Below are 20844 nucleotides of genomic sequence, written 5' to 3'. Positions count from 1 at the left end.
ACGAGTTTTATTTTAGTTTTTCAGCCAGCAGCTGGTTGGTAAGTTTAGGATCGGCTTTGCCTTTGGACAGCTTCATCACTTCTCCGACAAAGAGGGACATAAGGCCTTTTTTGCCTTTACGGAACTCCGCCACTTTATCGGGGTATTTAGCCAGAACTTCGTCAATGATAGGGGCAATATTACCTGCGTTGTTATCCTGCAGGAGGTTAAGCCTGGTAGCAATGTTCAGCGGGCTTTCTTCCGGATGCTGCAGCAGTTCCGGGAAAATGCGTGAAGAGGCAATGGAGAAGTTCACTTTACCGTCTTCTACCAGCTGTATCAGTGCGGCCAGGGTAACCGGAGGCAGGGTAAACCCTGTCATATCCGTGCCCTGCTCGTTGAGGGTGGATTTAATGGGGCCCAGCAGCCAGTTGGCAATAGCCTTCTGTTTGGGGATATGCTTAACTACCTGTTCAAAGTAGTCGGCGGTGGCTTTATCGTCGCAGATGACGCGGGCGTCATAGTCTGACAGGCCATACTGGTTTACATACTGGTGTATCAGTTCATCCGGCAGAGCGGGGAGCGACTGTTTCAGTGTTTCCAGGTACTCATCTGTCAGGTGAAAAGGAGCCAGGTCCGGCTCGGGGAAGTAACGGTAATCGTTCGCTTCCTCTTTGGAGCGCAGGGAGAATGACGTACCGTTACCGGCGTCAAAGCTGCGGGTTTCCTGTACGATGGTGCCACCTGATTCCACCAGGGTGATCTGGCGTTTTATTTCACCTTCCACGGCGCGTTTCACGTTGCGGATAGAGTTCAGGTTCTTCACCTCCACCTTGGTGCCCAGCCGGGTCTCTCCTTTCAGGCGGATGGAGATGTTGGCATCACAACGCATGCTGCCTTCCTCCATATTCCCGTCACATACGTTCAGCCAGCGTACCAGCCTGCGCAGAGTGGTAAGAAAGGAATATACTTCTTCACTGTTGTGAAGGTCCGGTTCGGTAACGATCTCTACCAGTGGCACACCGGCGCGGTTATAGTCTACCATGGTGAAAGACGGGTCCTGGTCGTGCATGGACTTGCCGGCATCTTCTTCCAGGTGAATGCGGTTCAGTTTTATCTGCCTTTCGCCATCCTGTACGGGAATGGTTACAATACCGCCATTACAGATGGGGGCAGTATGCTGAGATATCTGGTAACCTTTGGGAAGGTCCGGATAAAAGTAGTTTTTGCGGGCAAAGTAGTTTTCCTTTTCTATCCGGCACTGGCAGGCAAGCCCCAGACGGATAGCGTATTCTACCGCTTTACGGTTCAGGAACGGCAGGGTGCCGGGATGGCCCAGGGTGATAGGGCTGATATGGGTATTGGGAGCGCCTCCGAAAGATGCACTGTCAGCACAGAATAGTTTACTCTCTGTTTGCAGCTGGGCGTGTACTTCCAGGCCTATAACTACCTCATACTTATCAAAATCGATGGTTGCGCTCATGAAATGTTTTAAAATAAATGTTCTTCAGAAACCTTCAATAGCGCAAATATAGAAAATGAAGGGTACAAAGGGGAATCCTGAGGGCGTCACTATTCCTCAAAGCCAATATTTAAGGTTTTTTTGGAAGGCTTATACATGCCTCTAAGTCTAAACCGATACATTATTCTCAAATCTTTCTTGGATTTTAACAAAATATTAGTATTTTCGTTCCGCATCCATTCAACCTATATTCTTTCCTCCCTTTTTTCCTTTCTTTCTGAATGAGTACCTTCAAGGTACCATGAGCATTGAAAACATCTATAAAGCCCAGCAATCTTATTTTGCCTCCGGCAAAACTTTGCCCTATGAATTCCGTAAGCAGCAGCTGAAAGCGCTCAGAAGGGCTGTAAAAAAGTATGAGAAAGAGATACTGACCGCTTTACAGCTGGATTTACATAAACATCCTGCAGAAGCATTTGCCAGTGAACCAGGATTGATATATACAGAGATAAGCTATCTCCAGCAGAACCTGAAGCGCTGGATGCGGCCGCAGGCGGTAAGCAGCCCTTTCCTGCAATACCCCAGCAAAAGCAGGATATACCGTGTTCCGCTGGGGCTCACGCTGATCATTGCTCCCTGGAATTATCCTTTTCAATTGCTTATGAGCCCGCTGGCAGGCGCTATTGCCGGTGGTAACTGTGCTGTGCTCAAACCTTCGGAAATGACGCCCCATACGTCGGCTATAACAGAAAAACTGATCAAAGAAACTTTTGATCCCGCATATATCACTGTTATACAGGGAGAGGGACATGTTGTGATACCGGAAGCTATGCAGTACAGGTTTGACCATGTATTTTTTACCGGCAGCCCGGGGGTAGGCAGGAAGATCATGGAAATGGCGGCAAGGCATCTTACACCGGTGACGCTGGAATTGGGAGGAAAATCACCCTGTATAGTTGATGATAAGGTAAATATCAAAGTGGCTGCAAGGCGGATTGTGTGGGGAAAGTACTGGAATGCCGGGCAAACCTGTGTAGCGCCGGACTATATACTGGTACACAGTAAGGTAAAAGAGGAGCTGGTAGCTGCCATGAGAAAAGCAGTAGTGAAGTTTTTCGGGAAAGAACCGGCAGCGAGTAAGGACTATGGCCGTATTATTAGCGGGGAGCGTTTCCGTACGCTGAACAATTACCTGGAACAGGGAAATGTATTGCATGGCGGGCAAATAAATGAGCAGGAACGTTACATGGCTCCTACCCTGATGGACGGTGTGGATTGGGATAGTCCTGTTATGCAGGAGGAGATCTTTGGACCTGTACTGCCTGTATTGACGTTCAATAAGCTGGAAGAGGCCCTGGAAATGATAAACAGGCAGCCGGCGCCGTTGTCAGTATATGTATTCACTGAAAGAGCCGCGACAGAGGAAGCTGTACAAAAGAAATTGCGTTTTGGCGGCGGATGTATTAACAATACGCTGGTGCATTTTACCAACCCGGAGATGCCGTTTGGAGGGGTGGGATACAGTGGTATGGGGCAATATCACGGGAAGTATAGTTTTGAGACTTTTACCCATCCCCGCGGCATGATGAAGTCGGGCACCTGGGTGGATACGCGTACGAAGTATCCTCCTTTCGGCCGGTTATTGAGTTTACTGAGAATGATGATGAGATAATTAAAAAGGGGGCAGGAAGCCCCCTTTTCTGTTTCTATAAATCTGCTTTATGTAATTTCTTCGGCACTTTTACCTGGAGTGTCTTTTTCTGTCCGTTCCTGGTCACTGTTGCAGTAAGTTCGCTTTTACCCTTGTTCTCGCGGTAGGTTTCAGCTACATCGCGGGTGGAATTTACATCAGTTCCTGCCAGTTCAGTGATGATATCATTCTTTTTAAAACCAGCTTTTTCTGCAGCGGACCCTGGCAGTACTTCCAGCACTACTGCTCCTTTGCCATCTTCAGTATCCTGTACTGACAATCCCAGTTTTGCGTCGTTGCTTTCGGCGCCAAAACGCTGGCCTCTCGGGCTTCTCAGGCCTGGATTGAACCTGAAGAAATTGTTATCAGGGGCCAGGTCACTACGGGGAGAGATCTGCAGTGTACCAACGCCTTTTCTTTCATCCAGCGTTACGGTAACGGTGTTTTCTTTTTTGTCTCTCAGGTAGGTAACAGTTACTTTATCTCCAGGATCGTGAGCACCTATTTTCTCAAACAGGTCCTGCGGTTCTTCTATCTTATCTGCATCAATGCGAGTGATCACGTCTCCGGTTTTCAGCCCGGCTTTTTCAGCAGGGCTATCTTTGGCCACATCCCTGATAGTGGCGCCGGCGGCTTCTTTTTTCTCAGTAAATACCCCTAATACGGCTTTGCCCGGAGTGATGGCAAGATCGCCGGGGCCGTCCTGTTTATCCGGGCCATAGTTGAAGAACTGCAGGCCCCGGTGAGAGGGACCGTTGAAGTTGAATGTGTTACCATCTACAGGTCTGATACGGCGGCGATATACGGATATATCTCCGTCTTTGTAGGCATCCATCTTTTCTCCATCTACCAGAATGTTCCCGTCCTTGATCTCTATGGTCACTTTCCCGTCTTTATTACTATTCCTTTTAATAACGATCTCATCATACTCTCCCAGTTTGTCATTCTTCTGGTCCTGAGCGAAAATAGGAGCTGAAAATGCCAGGCAGGTAATGCCGGCAAGGGTTAGTGAATGGATCAATTTATTCATATAGCATTGCTTTTATAAGAACAAATTTAGCGGGGTGGTTAATAAAGGAAAAGTTAAAATAGATAGTTGGGGTTTAGTTCAAAATAAAGGGTCCCGCCAAAAAAGCGGGACCCTTTATTTTGAGAGTGAGATTATAGCATTCCTTTTACCTGGGCAATTACCTGCTGCAACTGGCCTGCTTCCTGTCCGCCGGCAGTAGCAAAGGACTTCTGTCCACCGCCACCGCCTTTGATCAGCGGAGCTATCTTTTCTTTAATAATTTTAGGTGCTTCCAGTCCTTTTTCTGCCACCAGGTTATCGGAGATCATCAGCGCCACATTTGCCTTACCAGCTATATTGGCCGCAAAGAGCAGTACATGGTTACTGATCTCGTTCTTCAGGTTAAAGCAAAGCTGTTTAAGGGCATCTGCACTACCGGCTTCTACCACTTTACCCAGGAAGTTGATACCATTCACCTGTTCTACCTGTTGTAACAGGCTGGCAGAGAGTTGGCGTACTTTTTCCTGTTCGAGCACTTCCAGTTGTTTTTCGAGAGCAGCTTTATCCTGGATAAGGGTTTCTATTGCCTTAACGGGCTCTTTCGCATTTTTGATGGCTGCTTTGATATCTTTCAGCTGCTGGAGCTGTTCGTTAACGAAGGTCAGTGCATTGCCGCCGGTAACCGCTTCTATACGGCGTACTCCGGCAGCCACGGCGCCTTCAGAAGTGAATTTGAACAGGCCCAGCTCTCCGGTAGCGCCAATATGGGTGCCACCGCAAAGCTCTACGGAATAGGCGGGGTCCATGATCACTACCCGCACCACGTCTCCGTATTTTTCACCGAAGAGGGCCATAGCGCCCAGCTGCATGGCTTCATCTTTCGGCATTTCCTTTATGACTACCGGGATGTTGGCACGGATCTTTTCGTTTACAATATCTTCTATCTGTGCCAGTTCTTCATCAGTCACTTTAGCAAAGTGAGAGAAGTCAAAGCGCAGGTATTCCGGGTTGACCAGGGAGCCTTTCTGTGCCACATGTGTGCCCAGCACCTGGCGGAGGGCCGCATGCAGGAGGTGGGTAGCGGAGTGATTCAGGGTGGTATTTAAACGGTTGTTCCTGTTGATCTCTGCTTTTACAGAAGTGGTAACATCTGCAGGCAGTTTATCCACAAAGTGAACTATCAGGTTGTTCTCTTTTTTGGTGTCAGTAACGGTGATAGATTCGCCGTTGAAGGACAGTGTGCCGGTATCTCCTACCTGTCCGCCGCTTTCTGCATAGAAAGGTGTCTGAGCCAGTACCAGCTGGTATTGTTCTTTTCCTTTGGCTTTGATCTTACGGTATTTGGTAACGGAGGTATGGGTTTCAGACAGTTCATATCCTACAAAAGTGGATGCCGGGTTCTCGTCCAGGATGGTCCAGTCGCCCATATCCAGTTCTGTAGCGGCGCGGGAGCGGTCTTTCTGCTCTTTCATGGCAGCTTCAAAACCTTTCTCATCCACGCTGAAGCTGTTTTCTGCAGCTATCAGGCTGGTAAGGTCATATGGGAAGCCGTAGGTATCGTATAATTCAAAGGCGGTGCGGCCGTCAATGGATTTCTGTTTAGCGTTGCCCATAAAGTCTTCTATCCTGCGGATACCGCTGTCCAGTGTGCGGAGGAAGTTGTTCTCTTCTTCGAACACTACTTTCTTCACGAAATCCACCTGCTGTTGCAGTTCGGGAAAAACGTTGGCAAACTGTTGTGCCAGTACGGGTACCAGTTCATGCAGCAGTGGCTTTTTCTGTTCCAGGAAAGAGAAGTAATACCTAACGGCACGACGCAGGATGCGGCGGATAACGTAACCGGCGCCGGTATTGGCGGGCAGTTGTCCGTCGGCAATGGTAAAGCAGATAGCGCGGATATGGTCTGCAATTACGCGGAAGGCTACGTCCTGTTTGTTGTCTGTACCACCATATTTAAGATGGGTGAGTTGTTCGGTATGCTGGATGGTACCGGAAAATATGTCTGTATCGTAATTGGAGAACTTGCCCTGTATTACGCGTACCAGGCGTTCAAAGCCCATACCTGTGTCCACGTGTTTGGCCGGCAGAGATTCCAGGCTGCGGTCTTTCAGGCGGTTGAACTGCATGAATACGTTGTTCCAGATCTCTATTACCTGAGGATTATCTGCATTTACGAGGGTTTTCCCGTCTACTTTTGCTCTTTCTTCATCAGGGCGGCAGTCAACATGGATCTCGGAGCAGGGGCCGCAGGGGCCGGTATCTCCCATTTCCCAGAAGTTATCCTTTTTATTACCCATAAGGATACGGTCTTCCGGAACGTGTTGTTTCCAGAAATCGAAAGCCTCCTGGTCTTTTTCCAGGTTTTCCTTTGCATCTCCTTCAAAGACAGTTACATAAAGTCTGTCTTTCGGGAGTTTATATACTTCTGTGAGCAGTTCCCAGCTCCAGTCTATTGCTTCTTTCTTGAAATAGTCGCCAAAGCTCCAGTTGCCCAGCATTTCAAACATGGTATGATGATAGGTGTCTATACCTACTTCTTCCAGGTCATTGTGTTTTCCGCTTACACGGAGGCATTTCTGTGTATCCGCCACTCTTTTCCAGGCCGGCGCCCTGTTGCCCAGGAAGTAGTCTTTAAACTGGTTCATACCTGCGTTGGTAAACAACAGGGTAGGGTCGTTCTTTACTACGATGGGAGACGAAGGCACTATGTGATGGCCTTTGGACACAAAAAAGTCCAGGAATTGCTGTCGGATCTCGGGAGCGGTCATAAATATTTGAAATAATTGGTATGTATTATAATTTTGTGTGGCCTAAAAGGCTTTAATTTGTATTTTAAGCCAACCGGGGGGCTTTAGAAAATTGACATTCAAAAGATTGACCTTTTAGTCTAATTCCCTTAGGTTTGCACACCCTGCCGTTTTTTGCGGAAAGGAGTGCAAAAATATTGAAAAAGTCTATAAACCCTCATCCATATGTATCTTACCCCATGAAAATTAGGTTCTGCTTAATGCTTAAGCCCGGTACATGAAGAAGGTTAAATACTTTTATAATACACAGACTCTCAAATATGAAAAGCTCGTAGTTTCACTGCGGGTGAAGGTTTTAAGGATACTGGGATTTGTTTCCGCGGCTATTGTGACCGGGTTTATTTTCCTTTCCGTTTCTTACCGTATTTTCCCTTCTCCCAAGGAGAAAAACCTGTTGCGTGACCTGGATGTGATGAATGAGAAATATGAGGCGATGCAGAGCAGGATGAACGAGGTGAAGTCTAAACTGGCCGAGCTGGAGCATAGGGACAATGAGATATACCGGGTAATATTTGAGGCCTCTCCTATACCTGACAGCACGCGTGCGGGCAGTATGAAAGAGGAGGAACTGAGCCAGCTGCAGTCTTTTTCAAGCAGTGAGATTGTGGCCAGCACTGGGGCTTTGCTGAATGAGCTGGTGCACCGTATCGGGGTACAGGAAAAATCATATGTAAAGATTGATGACCTGGTGAAGAACAAGCAGAAGATGCTGGCTTCCATTCCGGCCATACAGCCGGTGGCCAACAAAGACCTGAAACGTATTGCTTCCGGTTTCGGGTATCGTATCGATCCTATCTATAAAACAGTTAAATATCACTCCGGTCTTGACTTTGCCGCACCCAGCGGAACACCTATCTATGCTACCGGTGATGGTGTGGTGGAAGATGCCAGTATGAGCGATGTAGGGTATGGCAACCATGTGCTGATCAATCATGGTTATGGTTATAAGACCCTGTATGGACATATGCTGAAGATCAAGGTGAAATCAGGCACAGCTGTAAAACGCGGTGATGTGCTTGGCTGGGTGGGTAGTACGGGTAAGTCTACCGGTCCTCACTGTCATTATGAGGTGATCAAGAACGGAGATAAAGTTGATCCTGTATACTTCTTCTTTAATGACCTTTCTCCGGAAGAGTTTGATCGTATGTTGAAGATTGCCCGCTCCGGCAACCAATCGTTTGACTAACCAGTTACATTTTTGTGCAATATATGACGCGAAGAGTTGCTCAAAAGATCGGTTTCGCCTTTGACGAGACCTATCTTTTGAGGGCGCTTTTTTGCGCTGTGCGCAGTTTAAATGTTTTTGTGGTGGGTTGGAACTTTTAATAACAGACTGGAATTTCGTAATTTGCCGCTATGATGCATCAACTGGATCTTTTTTCTTCGCAGGAATCTAATCGTCCGTTACCGCCTGAAGAGGAGGTAAAGGCGCCGGAGCCGGTTGTAGTGAAAAAACCGATAGTAAGGGAGATCCCGGAAGTGGAAATACCTGTAAGGATACAGGTACAGTTGCCACCGGATAATCTGCCCCCTGTTGCATTTACAGGAGGAGGCTCGTCAGTGACGGCTATCCAGCCCCCTCAGAAGAAGCGCGGACGTAAATCGCTCAAGGAAGTAGCGGACGATCCGGACCTTATCAAAACGCTGGATGCGATACCGCTGGATAAACAGTATTATTCTATCAGTGAAGTGGCTACCATGTTCCGTGTCAATACCTCACTGATACGTTACTGGGAGAATGAGTTTGATATACTGCAACCCAAAAAGAACAGAAAAGGAGACCGTCTTTTCCGCCAGGAGGATATCCAGCACCTTAAATTGATCTACCACCTGCTTCGTGAAAGAAAGTATACCATTGAGGGGGCAAAACAAAAATTAAAGGAAGATCGGAAACTTGCTGCCCGAAATTTCGAAATGGTACAGGCTTTGCTAAGGGTAAAGGGTTTTTTAACTGAACTGAAGGAACAATTATAAAATTACATTATGCGATTGAAATCATTACTACTGGCAGGTAGTCTGTTACTGTCCACCCTGACATGGGCGCAAAGTAATTCCGGTAAAGCATCCGGCACAAAGAAGGTGATAAAAGGAAAGGTGACCATGCAGACGTTGATGAATGACAGTGCCTTACCCTGGTTCTATACCGGAGTGAATAACTACCAGCCTAACGATAATATGCTGAACTATATCAGGGACAACCGGGGTAAATTCAATGTAGTGGCTGTGGCTGGTACATGGGATGATGAGAGCCAGCGTGTGTTGCCTGCTTTATATAAGATCATGATCCTGGCAGGAAGCCCTGATGAACAGGTACTGACCTTCGGTGCAGATGAGAAATTACAGTTTGATGCACCGGAAGATTATAAAGTAAAGAAACTGCCTACTATTATCCTGTTCAGGGAGGGTAAGGAGATTGGACGTGTAAGTGGTGAAGTAGGTGAATCCCTGGAGAGCGATATGGCGAAGATATTGCTGAAAGCTAACAGGAAAGATAAAGATTGATGTGTGTAGAATACATAATTAATCAACATAAAAAAACGCTTTAACCTTTGGTTAAAGCGTTTTTTCTTTTAAAGAAAATAAGCTACCGTCTTATTTCTCATAGATCTCCACCTTTGTACTTGACAGCTTCGCTCCTCTCTTATCAAGTGCACTTATTATAGCCAGGTTGATATCGCTGCGCAGTGCATTATACTGTACACCTTCAATCACGGGTGTCAGGTAAATGATCTGAATTACATAAGTATCTTTTGTGAAATCATGCAGGTTAACAATAAAGCCTTCCTGTATTTTTTCATTTTTCTGCAGCAATTGTTTAATATCCTGCAATACCTGTATGATACTGTCTGCCGAGGTATCGCCGGCAACTTCCAGCCGCATAACGGCGCGTTGATGTGTGCGTAGTGACAGGTTGTCAAGTATGCTGTCTACCATTTTTTTATTGGGGACGGTTACATATGTTTTATCTACTGTACGTACACGTGTGCTGCGTAAACCTATTTTTTCCACGGTACCCTGGAAGGCATCTACCCTCACAGAATCGCCTACACGGAAAGGTTTGTCAAAGAAGATAATGAAGGAACAGATCAGGTTCTCAATGCTTTCCTTGGCGGCCAGTGCAAGGGCGGCAGCGCCGATACCGAGACCGGCGATGATCTTGTTTACCAGCACGGCACCAAAGAGTATCCGTATTACGGCAATGGCGCCAAAGATGCAAACGATGGCTTTAAAGAAATCCCGGAAAAATACAATGAACTGGTTGTCTGTAACATCGTGCGAAAGGTCTGCGCTTTTGCTGATCATCAGTGATACGAAGTCTATCACACGTAATATTATCCATGTGATAGATACTGTAAGCGCCAGTTCCAGGATAGCCGTCAGTACCATTTTCAGCGTGAACCCGTTGTATACTGTAATGTCCAGTTCCGGCGGATACGTGAAGTGATCTATAGTAAGCATGAAGGTAACCAGCAGGAAGAAGTATTCCAGTGGTACCAGGAGCAGGTGTGAAAACTCATGTTTATCGATTTCAGGCGCCCAGCGTTTAACCTCTTTATACAGGAGGTTAGCCATTCCCTGTGAGAGATAGCGTTTAATCATCGACACAAACAGCAATACGATTGCCAGTATAAAATAGTTCTGGATAGGGTTGCCGAGAATTACCCGGTCTAAGAAATTGTTCATGGTTATTTATTATGCATTCTGCCTGCGAAATTAGAGAATCCTCCGGCTTTCTGTTTCACTTATTAGTGTGATACCAGGTTGTTTATCCTTTTCAAAGCCGCCGTATGTATGCGTAATGCCCAGTGCCTCAGCGCCGTTGAGTGTAGCCCATTGCAATATTTCTTCCAGCGAAATTTCCGGGAACTGTTTACGTATAGCCTGTATTTCCTGCCATACAGATAAACTGTGGTTAGATGCCAGGCTATCTGTGCCCAGAGTAATAGCGCTGGCATGGCTGCGTAACAGTGCCACGTCAGGCAGGCGTTTCTCTATGTACAGGTTTGCCTGGGGGCAAAGGCACCACCAGGCTTTCGGGGCCTGTTCTTTTGTAAAGGCAATATCTGATGCTGTGCTATAGGTATTATGTACCAGGATGACCGGCAGGTGTTTAAACCAGGGCAGCCATGCCGGCAGGCTGTTGGTGCCGGGAGGTGTGAATGCTGAGGCATCCATCCCGAAATGTGCATAGAAGTCAAGGAAGGCGCCTGTTTTGTCCTGGTAAAGTGTATTTTCTGCTTCACATTCCTGATTGTGAATGCTGACAGGAGTATTGTCCGGAGTACCTGCCAGCAGGGCAAACAGTTCGCTGCTTACGGAATAAGGAGCATGCGGCACAACGGAGCAGGTGTGCATAGGGCTGTTCAATGTCCTGAATTGGTGTAGGATGTCCATGCTGTAATCATACCGGCTTTGCGCTGCGGCGGGTATAAACCCCATGGATTCTATAAAAGAGTGATAATATAGCTTTGTATGCTGTTTTTGTGCAAGGGTGGCCGTACCGTTGCAGATATCGCCTACTGCGGAGATGCCGCTTTCCCACATGGCGACATCTGCCCTGCTGATGGCTTCCTGTTGGGCAGCATGGTCCTGCTGCCCCCTTTTTTCCATTACGGAAGTAAGAAATGCCGGCAAACCGGTGCCTTCGGGAATAACGCCTTTCATATGGGATAATTCCAGGTGACAATGGGTATTCACAAAGCCGGGGGTAATAATCCCGTTCAGCAGCCGGACATCTTCCCCGGCGCTGCTTTCATGTACAATATCCAGTACTTTTCCGCTGTTTGTCGTGATCAATACCATGCTGCCGGGGAGTAACTGCCTGCCGGTAAATAATGCCGTGCCCTTAAATTTCAGCTCTTGCGCCATATACTTGCAATGAATTATGCTAATTGGTGTTAATTTTGCGAAATTGTTCGGGGAGCCTCCGGCTGCCCTAACATCCATCAAAGATAATTATGATAGATAAACTAGACGCGATAAAGGGTCGTTTTGAGCAGGTTTCCCTGGCATTAACCAACCCGGAAATTGTAAGTGATAACAAGCAGTTCAGCAAGCTGAGTAAGGAATACCGTCAGCTGGAGAAGATCGTAAAGGCATATAATGCCTATACCAACCTGCTGGACAGCATTGCATTTAATAAGGAAGTCCTGGAAAGCGGCGATGAAGAAATGAGGGAGCTGGCAAAAGAGGAGACTGAAGGGCTGATGAACCAGAAGGAAGAGCTGGAGGAGACGATCCGTAACCTGTTGATCCCCAAAGATCCGCAGGATGAAAAGAATGCCATTCTTGAGATACGTGGTGGTACCGGCGGTGATGAGGCCAGCCTTTTTGCGGGCGATCTGCTGCGTATGTACCTCCGTTACTGTGAAGTTAAAGGATGGAGCACAACAATTATGAATGAAACCCCGGGAGCTGTGGGCGGATATAAAGAGGTGGTAGTGGAAGTGAACGGGGATGACGTATATGGTACCCTGAAGTTTGAATCCGGCGTACACCGTGTGCAGCGTGTACCGGCTACGGAGACTTCCGGCCGCGTACATACATCCGCAGCTACTGTGGCGATATTACCTGAAGCAGAAGATGTGGATGTGGATGTTCGCGAAGCGGATATTAAAATGGATACTTTCCGTTCTTCCGGTGCGGGTGGTCAGCACGTAAACAAAACGGAATCTGCCGTGCGTCTTACGCACATACCTACCGGCGTGGTGGTGGAATGCCAGGAGGGCCGCAGCCAGCACTCCAACAGGGATATTGCTATGAAAATGCTCCGCACCCGTATCTACGAAGCGGCAGTGCGTAAACATGAAGAGGCTATTGCTTCCCAGCGTAAAAGCCTTGTTTCTACGGGAGACCGTTCGGCAAAGATCAGAACCTATAACTATCCACAGGGCCGTGTTACTGATCACCGTATAGGTATGACCGTTTATAATCTTGATGCTTTTATGAACGGAGATATCCAGGAAATGGTACAGGCACTTCAGTTTGCAGAGAATGCAGAGAAAATGAAAATGGGCAGCTGATAAGGAATCCTGTGGAGATATAAAAGTATTTTGTAATTATTATTATACGTTACATTTGCGTTATAACTAATACTTATTAGACTGTTATGCTGCCTGTTTTAAAATCTGGCAGCATATTTGTTTCTTGATTTTCTCTTAAAAGACTCATAAATTTTAAAACAACTCAGATGAAAAGAATTAATCCTATAGTAGCAATCGTGCTGTCTGCAACAATGCTGTTTGGCTGTTCCACCTGGCAAGGTATGGATAATACTAAGAAAGGTGCTGTGATCGGTGTTGGCGGTGGTGCCGCTACCGGTGCTGTAATTGGTAAAGCAGCAGGTAATACGGCCCTGGGAGCCATCATTGGCGCAGCGGTAGGTGGTACTGCAGGTGTACTGATCGGTAAAAAGATGGATAAGCAGGCACAGGAGATCAAGAACGAAGTACCTAACGCTACAGTAGAACGTGTAGGTGAAGGTATCAATGTAACTTTTGCATCAGGCGTACTGTTCGGTTTTGATAAATCAGACCTGACACCTGCAGCGCAGGCTAACATCCGTGAGCTGACAACTATCCTGAACAAATATCCTGACACATATGTACGTGTAGAAGGTCATACTGATACTACCGGTACTTATGCTTACAACATGGGCCTGTCTGAAAGACGTGCAGTTGCTGTAGCTAACTACCTGAAAGCACAGGGTGTTGCAGCCAACCGCGTACAGCCTTTCTGGTATGGTGCTACACAGCCTGTTGTACCTAATAACAGCGATGCTAACAAGGCTAAAAACCGTCGTGTAGAGTTCTCTATCTTTGCAAATGAGAAGATGAAGTCTGATGCAAAGAATGAAGCAGGACAGTAATCAGCACTAAATATTTAAAATAAAAAGAGCCTGTATCATACTTTTGATACAGGCTCTTTTTATTTGGATACCTGATGGAGTCAGGTAGTCATATAAGCGATTCTCAGCGTCTGATTTTACTTTCGGGTTTTCCTCTTATTTGTTAGGAGCAGAAGGGCTTTTAAGCCAGCCCCATTTCCTGATGAGATTAAAAGCAATGATACCACCAATAGCGCCCAGTGTATCAGCTGCAACATCATTCATATCAAAGCTGCGGTGGATGGCAATGTATTTCTGGATATATTCAATAGCCAGCCCGTAGAAAGAGGCGGCTATAGCAATGAGCGTGAGATTTGTTTTAGAGATCATGCCTTTTTGCCGGTACGCTCCAATGCACAACAGGAGTACGGTACAGCCAAACAGGCTGAAGTGCACTATCTTATCCATATGGATCTTTTCGAAAAAGGGCGAAGTTGGCACCTTTTCTCCTGGAATGGTACATACATAAAGCACCATTAATATCCATATTATAGCTGGCAGGTAGTATCTTATGAGTCGCATTGCTGGCACTTCTGATCTGTTTTGGTAAGGGTGTAAAGATAAAGGTTATAAAGCTGGAGACCAACCTTATAACCTTTTTATCTCAGGGATGACACCCTTTTTAACCTTTTATTAATAACATGCGATGTAGAATGGATTTACTCGCCGATCAGCGCCTGATAAGCTGCTGCATCCAGCAGGGCTTCTACATCCGCAGGATTTTTAACAGTCATTTTTACCATCCAACCTTCTCCGTAAGGCTCCTGGTTTACCAGTTCAGGAGAGCTATCCAGTTCCGGATTGATCTCATTGATAGTACCTGCAACAGGCAGGAACAGGTCAGATACGGTTTTCACGGCTTCTACGGTACCGAATACTTCTTCAGCTTCCAGTGTTTTACCTACTGTGGGGATATCTACGAAAACAATATCTCCTAATTCACGCTGTGCAAATTCAGTGATACCGATGGTGGCTGTGTTACCTTCCAGTAATAACCATTCGTGGTCTTTGGTGTAACGCAGGTTTGACGGAAAATTCATGGCAAGTTTGATTTTAGGCCGTAAAATTAAGGAAATTCCTATTCAAAGACTTTATGAGCTTTTTATCAGGGGGAGTTTACTCCTAAAAGAAAATGAATTTGCGGACCAGTTTTATTTTCACGGGAACATCTGTAAGCGGACGATCATGGCTATCTGTTTTCAGCGATGCTATTTTATCTATTACTTCCAGTCCCTCGATTACCTGTCCAAACACTGTATAATTCTGATCAAGCTGAGGAGTGCCTCCTGTTTTTTTATAATACTCCCTTTGATCTAACGGTATTTTACGGCCGCCGAGGCGTGTATTTTCCAGCTGGTCCAGTTGTTCATCTGTCCATAATTTTCCCTGTACAATGTAGAACTGACATCCTGAGCTGGCTTTTTGGGGGTTATTGTCTCTTGCCGCAGCGAGGGCTCCTTTTTTGTGAAAGAGGTCCAGCTGGAACTCGGCCGGGACGGTATAATCAGTATCTCCGTTACCCAGTACCTGGCCGGCCCGGGCATGCCTGGATTCCGGATCTCCGCCTTGTATCATAAAGGTGTTGATAACACGGTGAAAGAGCGTACTGTCGTAGAAGTGTGCTTTTACCAGTTTAATGAAGTTGTTCCTGTGTTTTGGCGTCTGGTCATACAGCCGGATGATCATGGTGCCATACGGTGTAATCACTTTTACCTTACGGTTCTTGGCTATGGCGCCGCTGAAGGTAAGCAGGAGGAAGAATGAGAGTAACGTTTTTTTCATGCCAATGGTTTATAGTAGGTGTTTTTTGAGCAGCCAGTCGGTATCTTCCTGGTTGCCTACACGGAAAACATGTTCGCCGAATCTTTCGAAGCCTTGTTGCAGATAGAACTGAAAAGCTTTGTGATTATGCTCCCAAACGCCGAGCCAAACAGTTTTTACCTGGTTGTTACGGGCTATTTCCATTGTTTTTTCTATGAGTAGTTTGCCCAGTTTTTTACCCTGGAATGCCTGGAGTATATAGATCTTTTCCAGTTCCAGCACCGGGCCGGGAAGGGGGCCTCCGCTATCGGGCTGCCGGTGCAGGTTTATTTTCAGGAATCCTGCCGGTATGTTATTGCAGTAGATAATAAAGTAGCTGCTGCCGGGTTGCGTCATTTCTTTCAGCAGTGCAGGGCCGCTTTTTTTATCCTGGAGGAATGCGGCCAGATCTTCCGGTGTATATGTGCCATCAAATGTTTCAGTGAAGGTTTGTTGTTCCAGCTGTACAAGAAGAGGCAACTGATCCGGGGTTGCGGGGCTGATAAGATGAAAGTCTGCCATTTACCTGTAATATAATATGAAGGGAGCGCTGGTTCAGCGTCCCTCCTGATCATCAAAATAGGCAATAATGTGTTCTTTCAGGAATCTTTCCTGATCGGGCATGCTCATTTTCGGGATGGCCTGTACTTCCCTGAAATGGGGCCAGCCGTCCTTATCATGGCCTTCCAGCTCATAATATCCGCTCTGGCTGAGCAGGGTGCATGTGGCAATATGCATGAGGTCCTGTTTTTGTTCTTTTGTGAATTTCTTTTTCAGGTGTCCCAGCTCCTGCATGCCTATTAAAAAAAGGATGGCTTCCATGTTGGGCGTCTTGCCAAAACGCTCTGTGAGCATATCCTCTACCCGTTTCCATTGCTGCGCAAATTCATCCTGCATCTTCTAAATATTTAATTATGAACTCTATATGGAGAAGTTTCGGTCACAAATGTACGTTATAAAAAAAGATGATATAAATATCACGTGGCTTTATTAATTTGGTCAGATAGTCATTATAAATTAGTAAATGGCTAAATACGATTGTACTGACCTGATAATCAGGAACGCAGTTCTTAAATTATCATTCGTAATTGTATTATTAACAGCATTTTAACGGCTTTTTTCTGCGATTGGTGCAGGGTTTTACCGGTGGAATGTTTACTTTAGCAAACTTGTAAATTATATATAAGCATGGAGAATACATCGTATGATATCCGTCAACTGAACGAAAAGATCCACCAGGCCAGCGCATTTGTGGACCTGCTGAACCTGGAATTGGGAAAGGTGATAGTAGGTCAACGCTACATGGTGGAGAGATTGCTTATCGGCCTGCTGGCAGGAGGTCACGTATTGCTGGAGGGGGTTCCCGGACTGGCAAAAACGTTGTCTATCAAATCCCTCTCATCTGCTATTAACGCAAAATTCAGCCGTATCCAGTTTACTCCCGACCTGTTACCGGCAGACGTACTGGGTACTATGATATACAACCAGCAAAAGAACGAATTTGTTGTACGCCGCGGTCCTATTTTCGCCAACTTCATCCTGGCGGATGAGATAAACCGTGCCCCGGCAAAGGTACAGAGTGCCCTGCTGGAGGCCATGCAGGAACGCCAGGTGACCATCGGGGATACCACTTTTAAACTGGATGATCCTTTCCTGGTACTGGCTACCCAGAACCCGATAGAGCAGGAAGGTACCTATATGCTGCCTGAAGCCCAGGTAGACCGTTTCATGCTGAAAGTAGTGATAGGTTATCCTACCAAAGAGGAGGAGCGTCATATCATCCGCCAGAACCTGAACCCTCAGGCTACTGCTGCTATCAATGCTGTTGTACAGCCAAACGATATTATCGAGGCACGTAAGCTGGTGCGTGAAGTTTATATGGACGAGAAAATTGAGCGCTATATTCTCGATATCGTTTTTGCAACCCGTAACCCGGAAGATTACAAGCTGCAGAAGCTGAAGCCGCTTATCTCTTACGGTGGCTCTCCAAGGGCCAGCATCAGCCTGGCGCTGGCAGCGAAAGCATATGCTTTCACCAAACGCCGCGGCTATGTTATTCCGGAAGATGTACGCAGCATCTGCTTTGATGTAATGCGTCACCGTGTAGGTCTGACCTATGAGGCAGAAGCGGAGAACGTGACCAGCGAGAATATTCTCAGCGAGATACTGAACGCAGTGGAAGTACCTTGATAGCTAGCAATCATTATTCATTTTAATCATTACCGGTGGATACTGCAGAAATACTTAAAAAGGTCAGGCGACTGGAGATCAAAACCAGGGGGCTTTCCAACCATATCTTCTCCGGGGAGTACCATAGCGCGTTCAAAGGACGTGGTATGTCTTTCAGTGAAGTAAGGGAATACCAGTTCGGGGATGATATCAGGTCTATAGACTGGAATGTGACAGCGCGGTTCAACCATCCTTATGTGAAGATATTTGAAGAGGAGCGTGAACTGACCGTGATGCTGATGGTAGATGTGAGCGAGAGCTCTGTCTTTGGCACAGCCAAGCAGAACAAACGCAACATGATGACGGAGCTCTGTGCTGTACTGGCTTTCTCTGCTATCAATAACAATGATAAAGTAGGTGTGATCTTTTTCAGTGACGGAGTAGAGAAATACATTCCGCCCAAGAAAGGTAAATCACATATCCTCTTTATCATCCGTGAGCTGATCTCTTTCGAGCCCAAACGTAAAGGCACCAATATCAAGGAAACCCTGCGCTTCTTCAACAATGCCGCTAAAAAGAGGAGTATTGTTTTCCTGATGAGCGATTTCCTGACAGACCATGCCTACCAGGATGCACTTAACATTGCATCTAAAAGGCATGACATGGTAGGTGTACATATTTATGACCAGCGCGACAAGGAACTGCCTTCAGTCGGGCTTATACAGATGAACGACCTGGAAACGGGCGGTCGTCAGTGGGTAGATTCTTCAGACAAAAGAGTGCAACAGTACTACTCACAGCAATTCCAGCAGCATGTACAGTATTGCCGTAATTCCTTCCTGAAAAGTGGTGCAGAACTGATCAGCATCCGTACGGATGAAGATTATGTAAAGGCCCTGCAGTCATTTTTCGTGAACAGGTGATAGTTTAAAGCTGAGCAAGTATTAACATGGGTAAACTCATAATAGTTAAACGTCTTTTTTTATTATCCCTGCTGGGAGCAGTTTTCTTTCCTTTAGCTTCCCTGGCCCAGCAGGTGGAAGTAAAGGCTTCTGCCGACACCGACAGGATACGGCTGGGAGAACAGGTACAGCTGCGTCTTACCGCCTCTGTACCACAGAAAGGAGTGAACGTTGTATTTCCACAGGTGCCTGATTCATTCGGGCATTTTGAAGTAGTACGCCGCTCTGCCCTGGATACTTCTATTGTTTCCGGTACACAGTTGTTTGGTCAGACTATTGTGCTTACCAGCTTTGACTCCGGCAGATGGGATATTCCTGCGCTGAAGTTTGAGGTAATGAACGGCAATGTGGCTGATTCTGCTTTTACCGGGCCGTTGAGCATTGATGTCAACACTGTTACTGTAGATACTACAAAGGCATTCAAACCTATCAAGGCTGTACGTACTGTAGGCTGGAGCTTCTGGGACTACTGGCTGTATTTTGCCATAGGTATCTCTGTAGCACTGATAGGCGTAGGGTTGTTCATATATTTCCGCAGCAAGCCGAAGAAAGTGGCTGTAGCGCCTCCTGTGCCGGTTACACCGCCTTATGAGATAGCGCTGCAACAACTGCAGCAATTACAGGAAGAGAAAGTATGGCAGCAGGGAGATATCAAACAGTACTACACCAGGTTAACAGATATCCTGCGCGGCTATTTTGAACAGCAGTTCAATATACCGGCGCTTGAACAGACAACGGAAGAACTGTTACAGCATATCAAGCCTGTTACTATTCTGAATCAGCAGCGTGATAAGCTTCGTACGTTGTTAAGCCTGGCAGACCTTGCAAAGTTTGCGAAACTGGCGCCTACTCCTGAAGAGCATGCAAATGCAATGGTACAGGCACGGGAAATTGTGGAGTGGACCAAGCCGGCGGCGGTGAAGGACACTGCTGCAGAAGGAACGGAAGAAGCCAGGCAGCCTGCAAAGTAGGATGAACTGATAGCGCTTCAGCCTGGCTATGCCTGGCTAATACCTACAGATGTACTTGTAAAGAGAAATTATTATTAATAAATGGACTTTTCGATCTGGAAAAATATTGAATTTGCTTACCCTGCCTGTTTTGGCCTGCTGATACTGGTGCCTTTTATGGTATACTGGTACATTGCCAGGCAGCAGAAGCGGCAGGTAGCTATGGAAATGTCTTCCCTGCAGGGCCTGAAAGGATTGCCTGTTTCCTGGAAAGTGCGGTTCCGGCCCCTGTTGCTGGTATTGCGTGTCCTGGCTTATACAGCGCTGGTGGTAGCATTGGCAAGACCACAAACCAGCAATACTTCTGAAAGCATTGACAGTGAAGGGATCGATATTGTGCTGGCTATTGATATTTCAGGTAGTATGCTGGCGCAGGACCTCCGGCCCGACAGGCTGGAAGCTGCCAAGAAAGTGGCAATGGATTTTGTGGACAGCCGTATCAGCGACCGTATAGGCCTGGTCATCTTTTCAGGAGAGAGCTTTACACAATGTCCTATCACTACAGACCATGGTGTGCTGAAAAACCAGATCATGCAGGTGAAGAGTGGTATGTTGCAGGATGGTACTGCTATAGGTATGGGACTGGCTACTTCGGTTGACCGTCTTCGTACCAGCAAGGCTAAAAGCAAAGTGATCATCCTGCTTACGGATGGTGTGAATAATACTGGTCTGATAGATCCGCTGACGGCGCTGGAAATAGATAAATCTTTCAAAATAAGGGTATATACCATTGGAGTGGGGACTATGGGGAAGGCGCCTTTTCCGGTTACTATGCCTGACGGCACTATACAGATGCAGATGCAGGATGTGCAGCTGGATGAACCGCTCATGAAGAAGATATCCAGCGAGACGGGGGGTAAGTATTTCCGTGCTACCAATAATAAGGACCTGGAAAATATTTATGCAGAGATAGATCAGCTGGAAAAAACGAAAGTAGAGATCACGTCTTACAAGCGTTTTGCGGAGCATTTCTTCCCGTTTGCTATACTGGCGCTGGCTTGTATCCTGCTGGAAGTGGTATTGAGATATACTGTATTCAGAAGTCTTCCGTAAGAATATTTACAGAGGAA

The 20844-nt window shown here is 46.6% G+C and carries 20 protein-coding genes; 10 read left to right on the top strand and 10 right to left on the bottom strand.

The genetic code is table 11. From position 1 onward, the window contains the following. Positions 1-7 precede the first annotated feature (7 nt). Positions 8-1462: an Asp-tRNA(Asn)/Glu-tRNA(Gln) amidotransferase subunit GatB gene (gatB, locus tag GO493_RS01185; protein WP_157304236.1), complete on the bottom strand. Its 1455-nt coding sequence runs from the start codon at positions 1460-1462 to the stop codon at positions 8-10. A gap of 280 nt (positions 1463-1742) precedes the next feature. Between gatB and GO493_RS01180 the strand changes: the two genes are divergently transcribed. Further along, positions 1743-3113 (top strand): aldehyde dehydrogenase, encoded by a 1371-nt coding sequence (locus GO493_RS01180; protein WP_157304235.1) that lies wholly within the window; start codon positions 1743-1745, stop codon positions 3111-3113. Positions 3114-3147: 34 nt separating this feature from the next. Here the strand turns inward: GO493_RS01180 and GO493_RS01175 are convergent, their stop codons facing one another. Continuing rightward, complete coding sequence (locus tag GO493_RS01175; protein WP_157304234.1) at positions 3148-4161, bottom strand: PDZ domain-containing protein; 1014 nt, start codon at positions 4159-4161, stop codon at positions 3148-3150. Between the two features lie 131 nt (positions 4162-4292). Further along, positions 4293-6908, bottom strand: coding sequence for an alanine--tRNA ligase (gene alaS / locus GO493_RS01170; protein ID WP_157304233.1), 2616 nt, complete (start codon positions 6906-6908; stop codon positions 4293-4295). Positions 6909-7164: 256 nt separating this feature from the next. Here alaS and GO493_RS01165 point away from each other — a divergent pair, with 256 nt between their 5' ends. The 3 genes from GO493_RS01165 (at position 7165) to GO493_RS01155 (ending at position 9449) form a co-directional block, all read left to right on the top strand. Beyond that, on the top strand, positions 7165-8133 hold the full coding sequence (locus GO493_RS01165; protein ID WP_157304232.1) for a M23 family metallopeptidase: 969 nt from the start codon (positions 7165-7167) through the stop codon (positions 8131-8133). 170 nt (positions 8134-8303) lie between these two features. After that, positions 8304-8921 carry a MerR family transcriptional regulator gene (locus GO493_RS01160; RefSeq protein ID WP_232538711.1) on the top strand — a complete coding sequence of 206 codons (618 nt, stop codon included), beginning with the start codon at positions 8304-8306 and terminating at the stop codon, positions 8919-8921. Positions 8922-8930: 9 nt separating this feature from the next. Then, positions 8931-9449, top strand: coding sequence for a TlpA family protein disulfide reductase (locus tag GO493_RS01155; protein WP_157304231.1), 519 nt, complete (start codon positions 8931-8933; stop codon positions 9447-9449). A gap of 90 nt (positions 9450-9539) precedes the next feature. Here GO493_RS01155 and GO493_RS01150 read toward each other — a convergent pair whose 3' ends face one another. Together GO493_RS01150 and GO493_RS01145 are read right to left on the bottom strand one after the other, a co-directional pair. Beyond that, positions 9540-10631 carry a mechanosensitive ion channel family protein gene (locus GO493_RS01150; RefSeq protein WP_157304230.1) on the bottom strand — a complete coding sequence of 364 codons (1092 nt, stop codon included), beginning with the start codon at positions 10629-10631 and terminating at the stop codon, positions 9540-9542. A 30-nt stretch (positions 10632-10661) separates the two neighbouring features. Then, complete coding sequence (locus GO493_RS01145) at positions 10662-11816, bottom strand: amidohydrolase family protein (RefSeq protein ID WP_157304229.1); 1155 nt, start codon at positions 11814-11816, stop codon at positions 10662-10664. Between the two features lie 89 nt (positions 11817-11905). Between GO493_RS01145 and prfA the strand changes: the two genes are divergently transcribed. Together prfA and GO493_RS01135 are read left to right on the top strand one after the other, a co-directional pair. Further along, the gene (prfA, locus tag GO493_RS01140; RefSeq protein ID WP_157304228.1) at positions 11906-12970 is read left to right on the top strand and encodes a peptide chain release factor 1; all 1065 of its coding nucleotides are present in this window, start codon (positions 11906-11908) and stop codon (positions 12968-12970) included. A 167-nt stretch (positions 12971-13137) separates the two neighbouring features. Beyond that, the gene (locus GO493_RS01135) at positions 13138-13815 is read left to right on the top strand and encodes an OmpA family protein (protein WP_157304227.1); all 678 of its coding nucleotides are present in this window, start codon (positions 13138-13140) and stop codon (positions 13813-13815) included. 135 nt (positions 13816-13950) lie between these two features. Here the strand turns inward: GO493_RS01135 and GO493_RS01130 are convergent, their stop codons facing one another. From GO493_RS01130 to GO493_RS01110, 5 genes are all read right to left on the bottom strand, one after another. Then, positions 13951-14355 (bottom strand): VanZ family protein, encoded by a 405-nt coding sequence (locus tag GO493_RS01130; protein ID WP_157304226.1) that lies wholly within the window; start codon positions 14353-14355, stop codon positions 13951-13953. Between the two features lie 137 nt (positions 14356-14492). After that, complete coding sequence (gene gcvH, locus GO493_RS01125; RefSeq protein WP_157304225.1) at positions 14493-14873, bottom strand: glycine cleavage system protein GcvH; 381 nt, start codon at positions 14871-14873, stop codon at positions 14493-14495. A gap of 82 nt (positions 14874-14955) precedes the next feature. Next, positions 14956-15615, bottom strand: coding sequence for a peptidylprolyl isomerase (locus tag GO493_RS01120; protein WP_157304224.1), 660 nt, complete (start codon positions 15613-15615; stop codon positions 14956-14958). 9 nt (positions 15616-15624) lie between these two features. Then, positions 15625-16155 (bottom strand): GNAT family N-acetyltransferase, encoded by a 531-nt coding sequence (locus tag GO493_RS01115; RefSeq protein WP_157304223.1) that lies wholly within the window; start codon positions 16153-16155, stop codon positions 15625-15627. A gap of 33 nt (positions 16156-16188) precedes the next feature. Beyond that, the gene (locus GO493_RS01110) at positions 16189-16530 is read right to left on the bottom strand and encodes a hypothetical protein (protein ID WP_157304222.1); all 342 of its coding nucleotides are present in this window, start codon (positions 16528-16530) and stop codon (positions 16189-16191) included. 291 nt (positions 16531-16821) lie between these two features. Here GO493_RS01110 and GO493_RS01105 point away from each other — a divergent pair, with 291 nt between their 5' ends. The 4 genes from GO493_RS01105 to GO493_RS01090 all read left to right on the top strand — a co-directional run bounded on the left by GO493_RS01105 (position 16822) and on the right by GO493_RS01090 (position 20827). Then, a complete protein-coding gene (locus tag GO493_RS01105) occupies positions 16822-17823 on the top strand; it encodes an AAA family ATPase (protein ID WP_157304221.1) in 1002 nt (333 codons plus the stop codon). Between the two features lie 35 nt (positions 17824-17858). Then, positions 17859-18725, top strand: a complete 867-nt coding sequence (locus tag GO493_RS01100; protein ID WP_317165388.1) for a DUF58 domain-containing protein — start codon at positions 17859-17861, stop codon at positions 18723-18725. A 26-nt stretch (positions 18726-18751) separates the two neighbouring features. Beyond that, positions 18752-19735, top strand: coding sequence for a BatD family protein (locus tag GO493_RS01095; protein WP_157304220.1), 984 nt, complete (start codon positions 18752-18754; stop codon positions 19733-19735). A gap of 81 nt (positions 19736-19816) precedes the next feature. Further along, the gene (locus GO493_RS01090) at positions 19817-20827 is read left to right on the top strand and encodes a vWA domain-containing protein (protein WP_157304219.1); all 1011 of its coding nucleotides are present in this window, start codon (positions 19817-19819) and stop codon (positions 20825-20827) included. Positions 20828-20844 lie beyond the last annotated feature (17 nt).

This window comes from Chitinophaga tropicalis (assembly GCF_009758205.1).
Lineage (GTDB): Bacteria > Bacteroidota > Bacteroidia > Chitinophagales > Chitinophagaceae > Chitinophaga > Chitinophaga tropicalis.
Note: the sequence above shows the minus strand (reverse complement) of the source record. Positions and strands in the feature narration are given on the sequence as shown.

Coding starts and splice junctions, on each gene's coding strand:
- GO493_RS01110 (WP_157304222.1), bottom strand. CDS start 16,530: ATGCAGGATGAATTTGCGCAGCAATGGAAACGGGTAGAGGATATGCTC.
- GO493_RS01155 (WP_157304231.1), top strand. CDS start 8,931: ATGCGATTGAAATCATTACTACTGGCAGGTAGTCTGTTACTGTCCACC.
- GO493_RS01120 (WP_157304224.1), bottom strand. CDS start 15,615: ATGAAAAAAACGTTACTCTCATTCTTCCTCCTGCTTACCTTCAGCGGC.
- GO493_RS01165 (WP_157304232.1), top strand. CDS start 7,165: ATGAAGAAGGTTAAATACTTTTATAATACACAGACTCTCAAATATGAA.
- prfA (WP_157304228.1), top strand. CDS start 11,906: ATGATAGATAAACTAGACGCGATAAAGGGTCGTTTTGAGCAGGTTTCC.
- alaS (WP_157304233.1), bottom strand. CDS start 6,908: ATGACCGCTCCCGAGATCCGACAGCAATTCCTGGACTTTTTTGTGTCC.
- GO493_RS01145 (WP_157304229.1), bottom strand. CDS start 11,816: ATGGCGCAAGAGCTGAAATTTAAGGGCACGGCATTATTTACCGGCAGG.
- GO493_RS01150 (WP_157304230.1), bottom strand. CDS start 10,631: ATGAACAATTTCTTAGACCGGGTAATTCTCGGCAACCCTATCCAGAAC.
- GO493_RS01160 (WP_232538711.1), top strand. CDS start 8,304: ATGATGCATCAACTGGATCTTTTTTCTTCGCAGGAATCTAATCGTCCG.
- GO493_RS01180 (WP_157304235.1), top strand. CDS start 1,743: ATGAGCATTGAAAACATCTATAAAGCCCAGCAATCTTATTTTGCCTCC.
- GO493_RS01130 (WP_157304226.1), bottom strand. CDS start 14,355: ATGCGACTCATAAGATACTACCTGCCAGCTATAATATGGATATTAATG.
- GO493_RS01090 (WP_157304219.1), top strand. CDS start 19,817: ATGGACTTTTCGATCTGGAAAAATATTGAATTTGCTTACCCTGCCTGT.
- GO493_RS01175 (WP_157304234.1), bottom strand. CDS start 4,161: ATGAATAAATTGATCCATTCACTAACCCTTGCCGGCATTACCTGCCTG.
- GO493_RS01095 (WP_157304220.1), top strand. CDS start 18,752: ATGGGTAAACTCATAATAGTTAAACGTCTTTTTTTATTATCCCTGCTG.
- GO493_RS01115 (WP_157304223.1), bottom strand. CDS start 16,155: ATGGCAGACTTTCATCTTATCAGCCCCGCAACCCCGGATCAGTTGCCT.
- GO493_RS01105 (WP_157304221.1), top strand. CDS start 16,822: ATGGAGAATACATCGTATGATATCCGTCAACTGAACGAAAAGATCCAC.
- gatB (WP_157304236.1), bottom strand. CDS start 1,462: ATGAGCGCAACCATCGATTTTGATAAGTATGAGGTAGTTATAGGCCTG.
- GO493_RS01135 (WP_157304227.1), top strand. CDS start 13,138: ATGAAAAGAATTAATCCTATAGTAGCAATCGTGCTGTCTGCAACAATG.
- gcvH (WP_157304225.1), bottom strand. CDS start 14,873: ATGAATTTTCCGTCAAACCTGCGTTACACCAAAGACCACGAATGGTTA.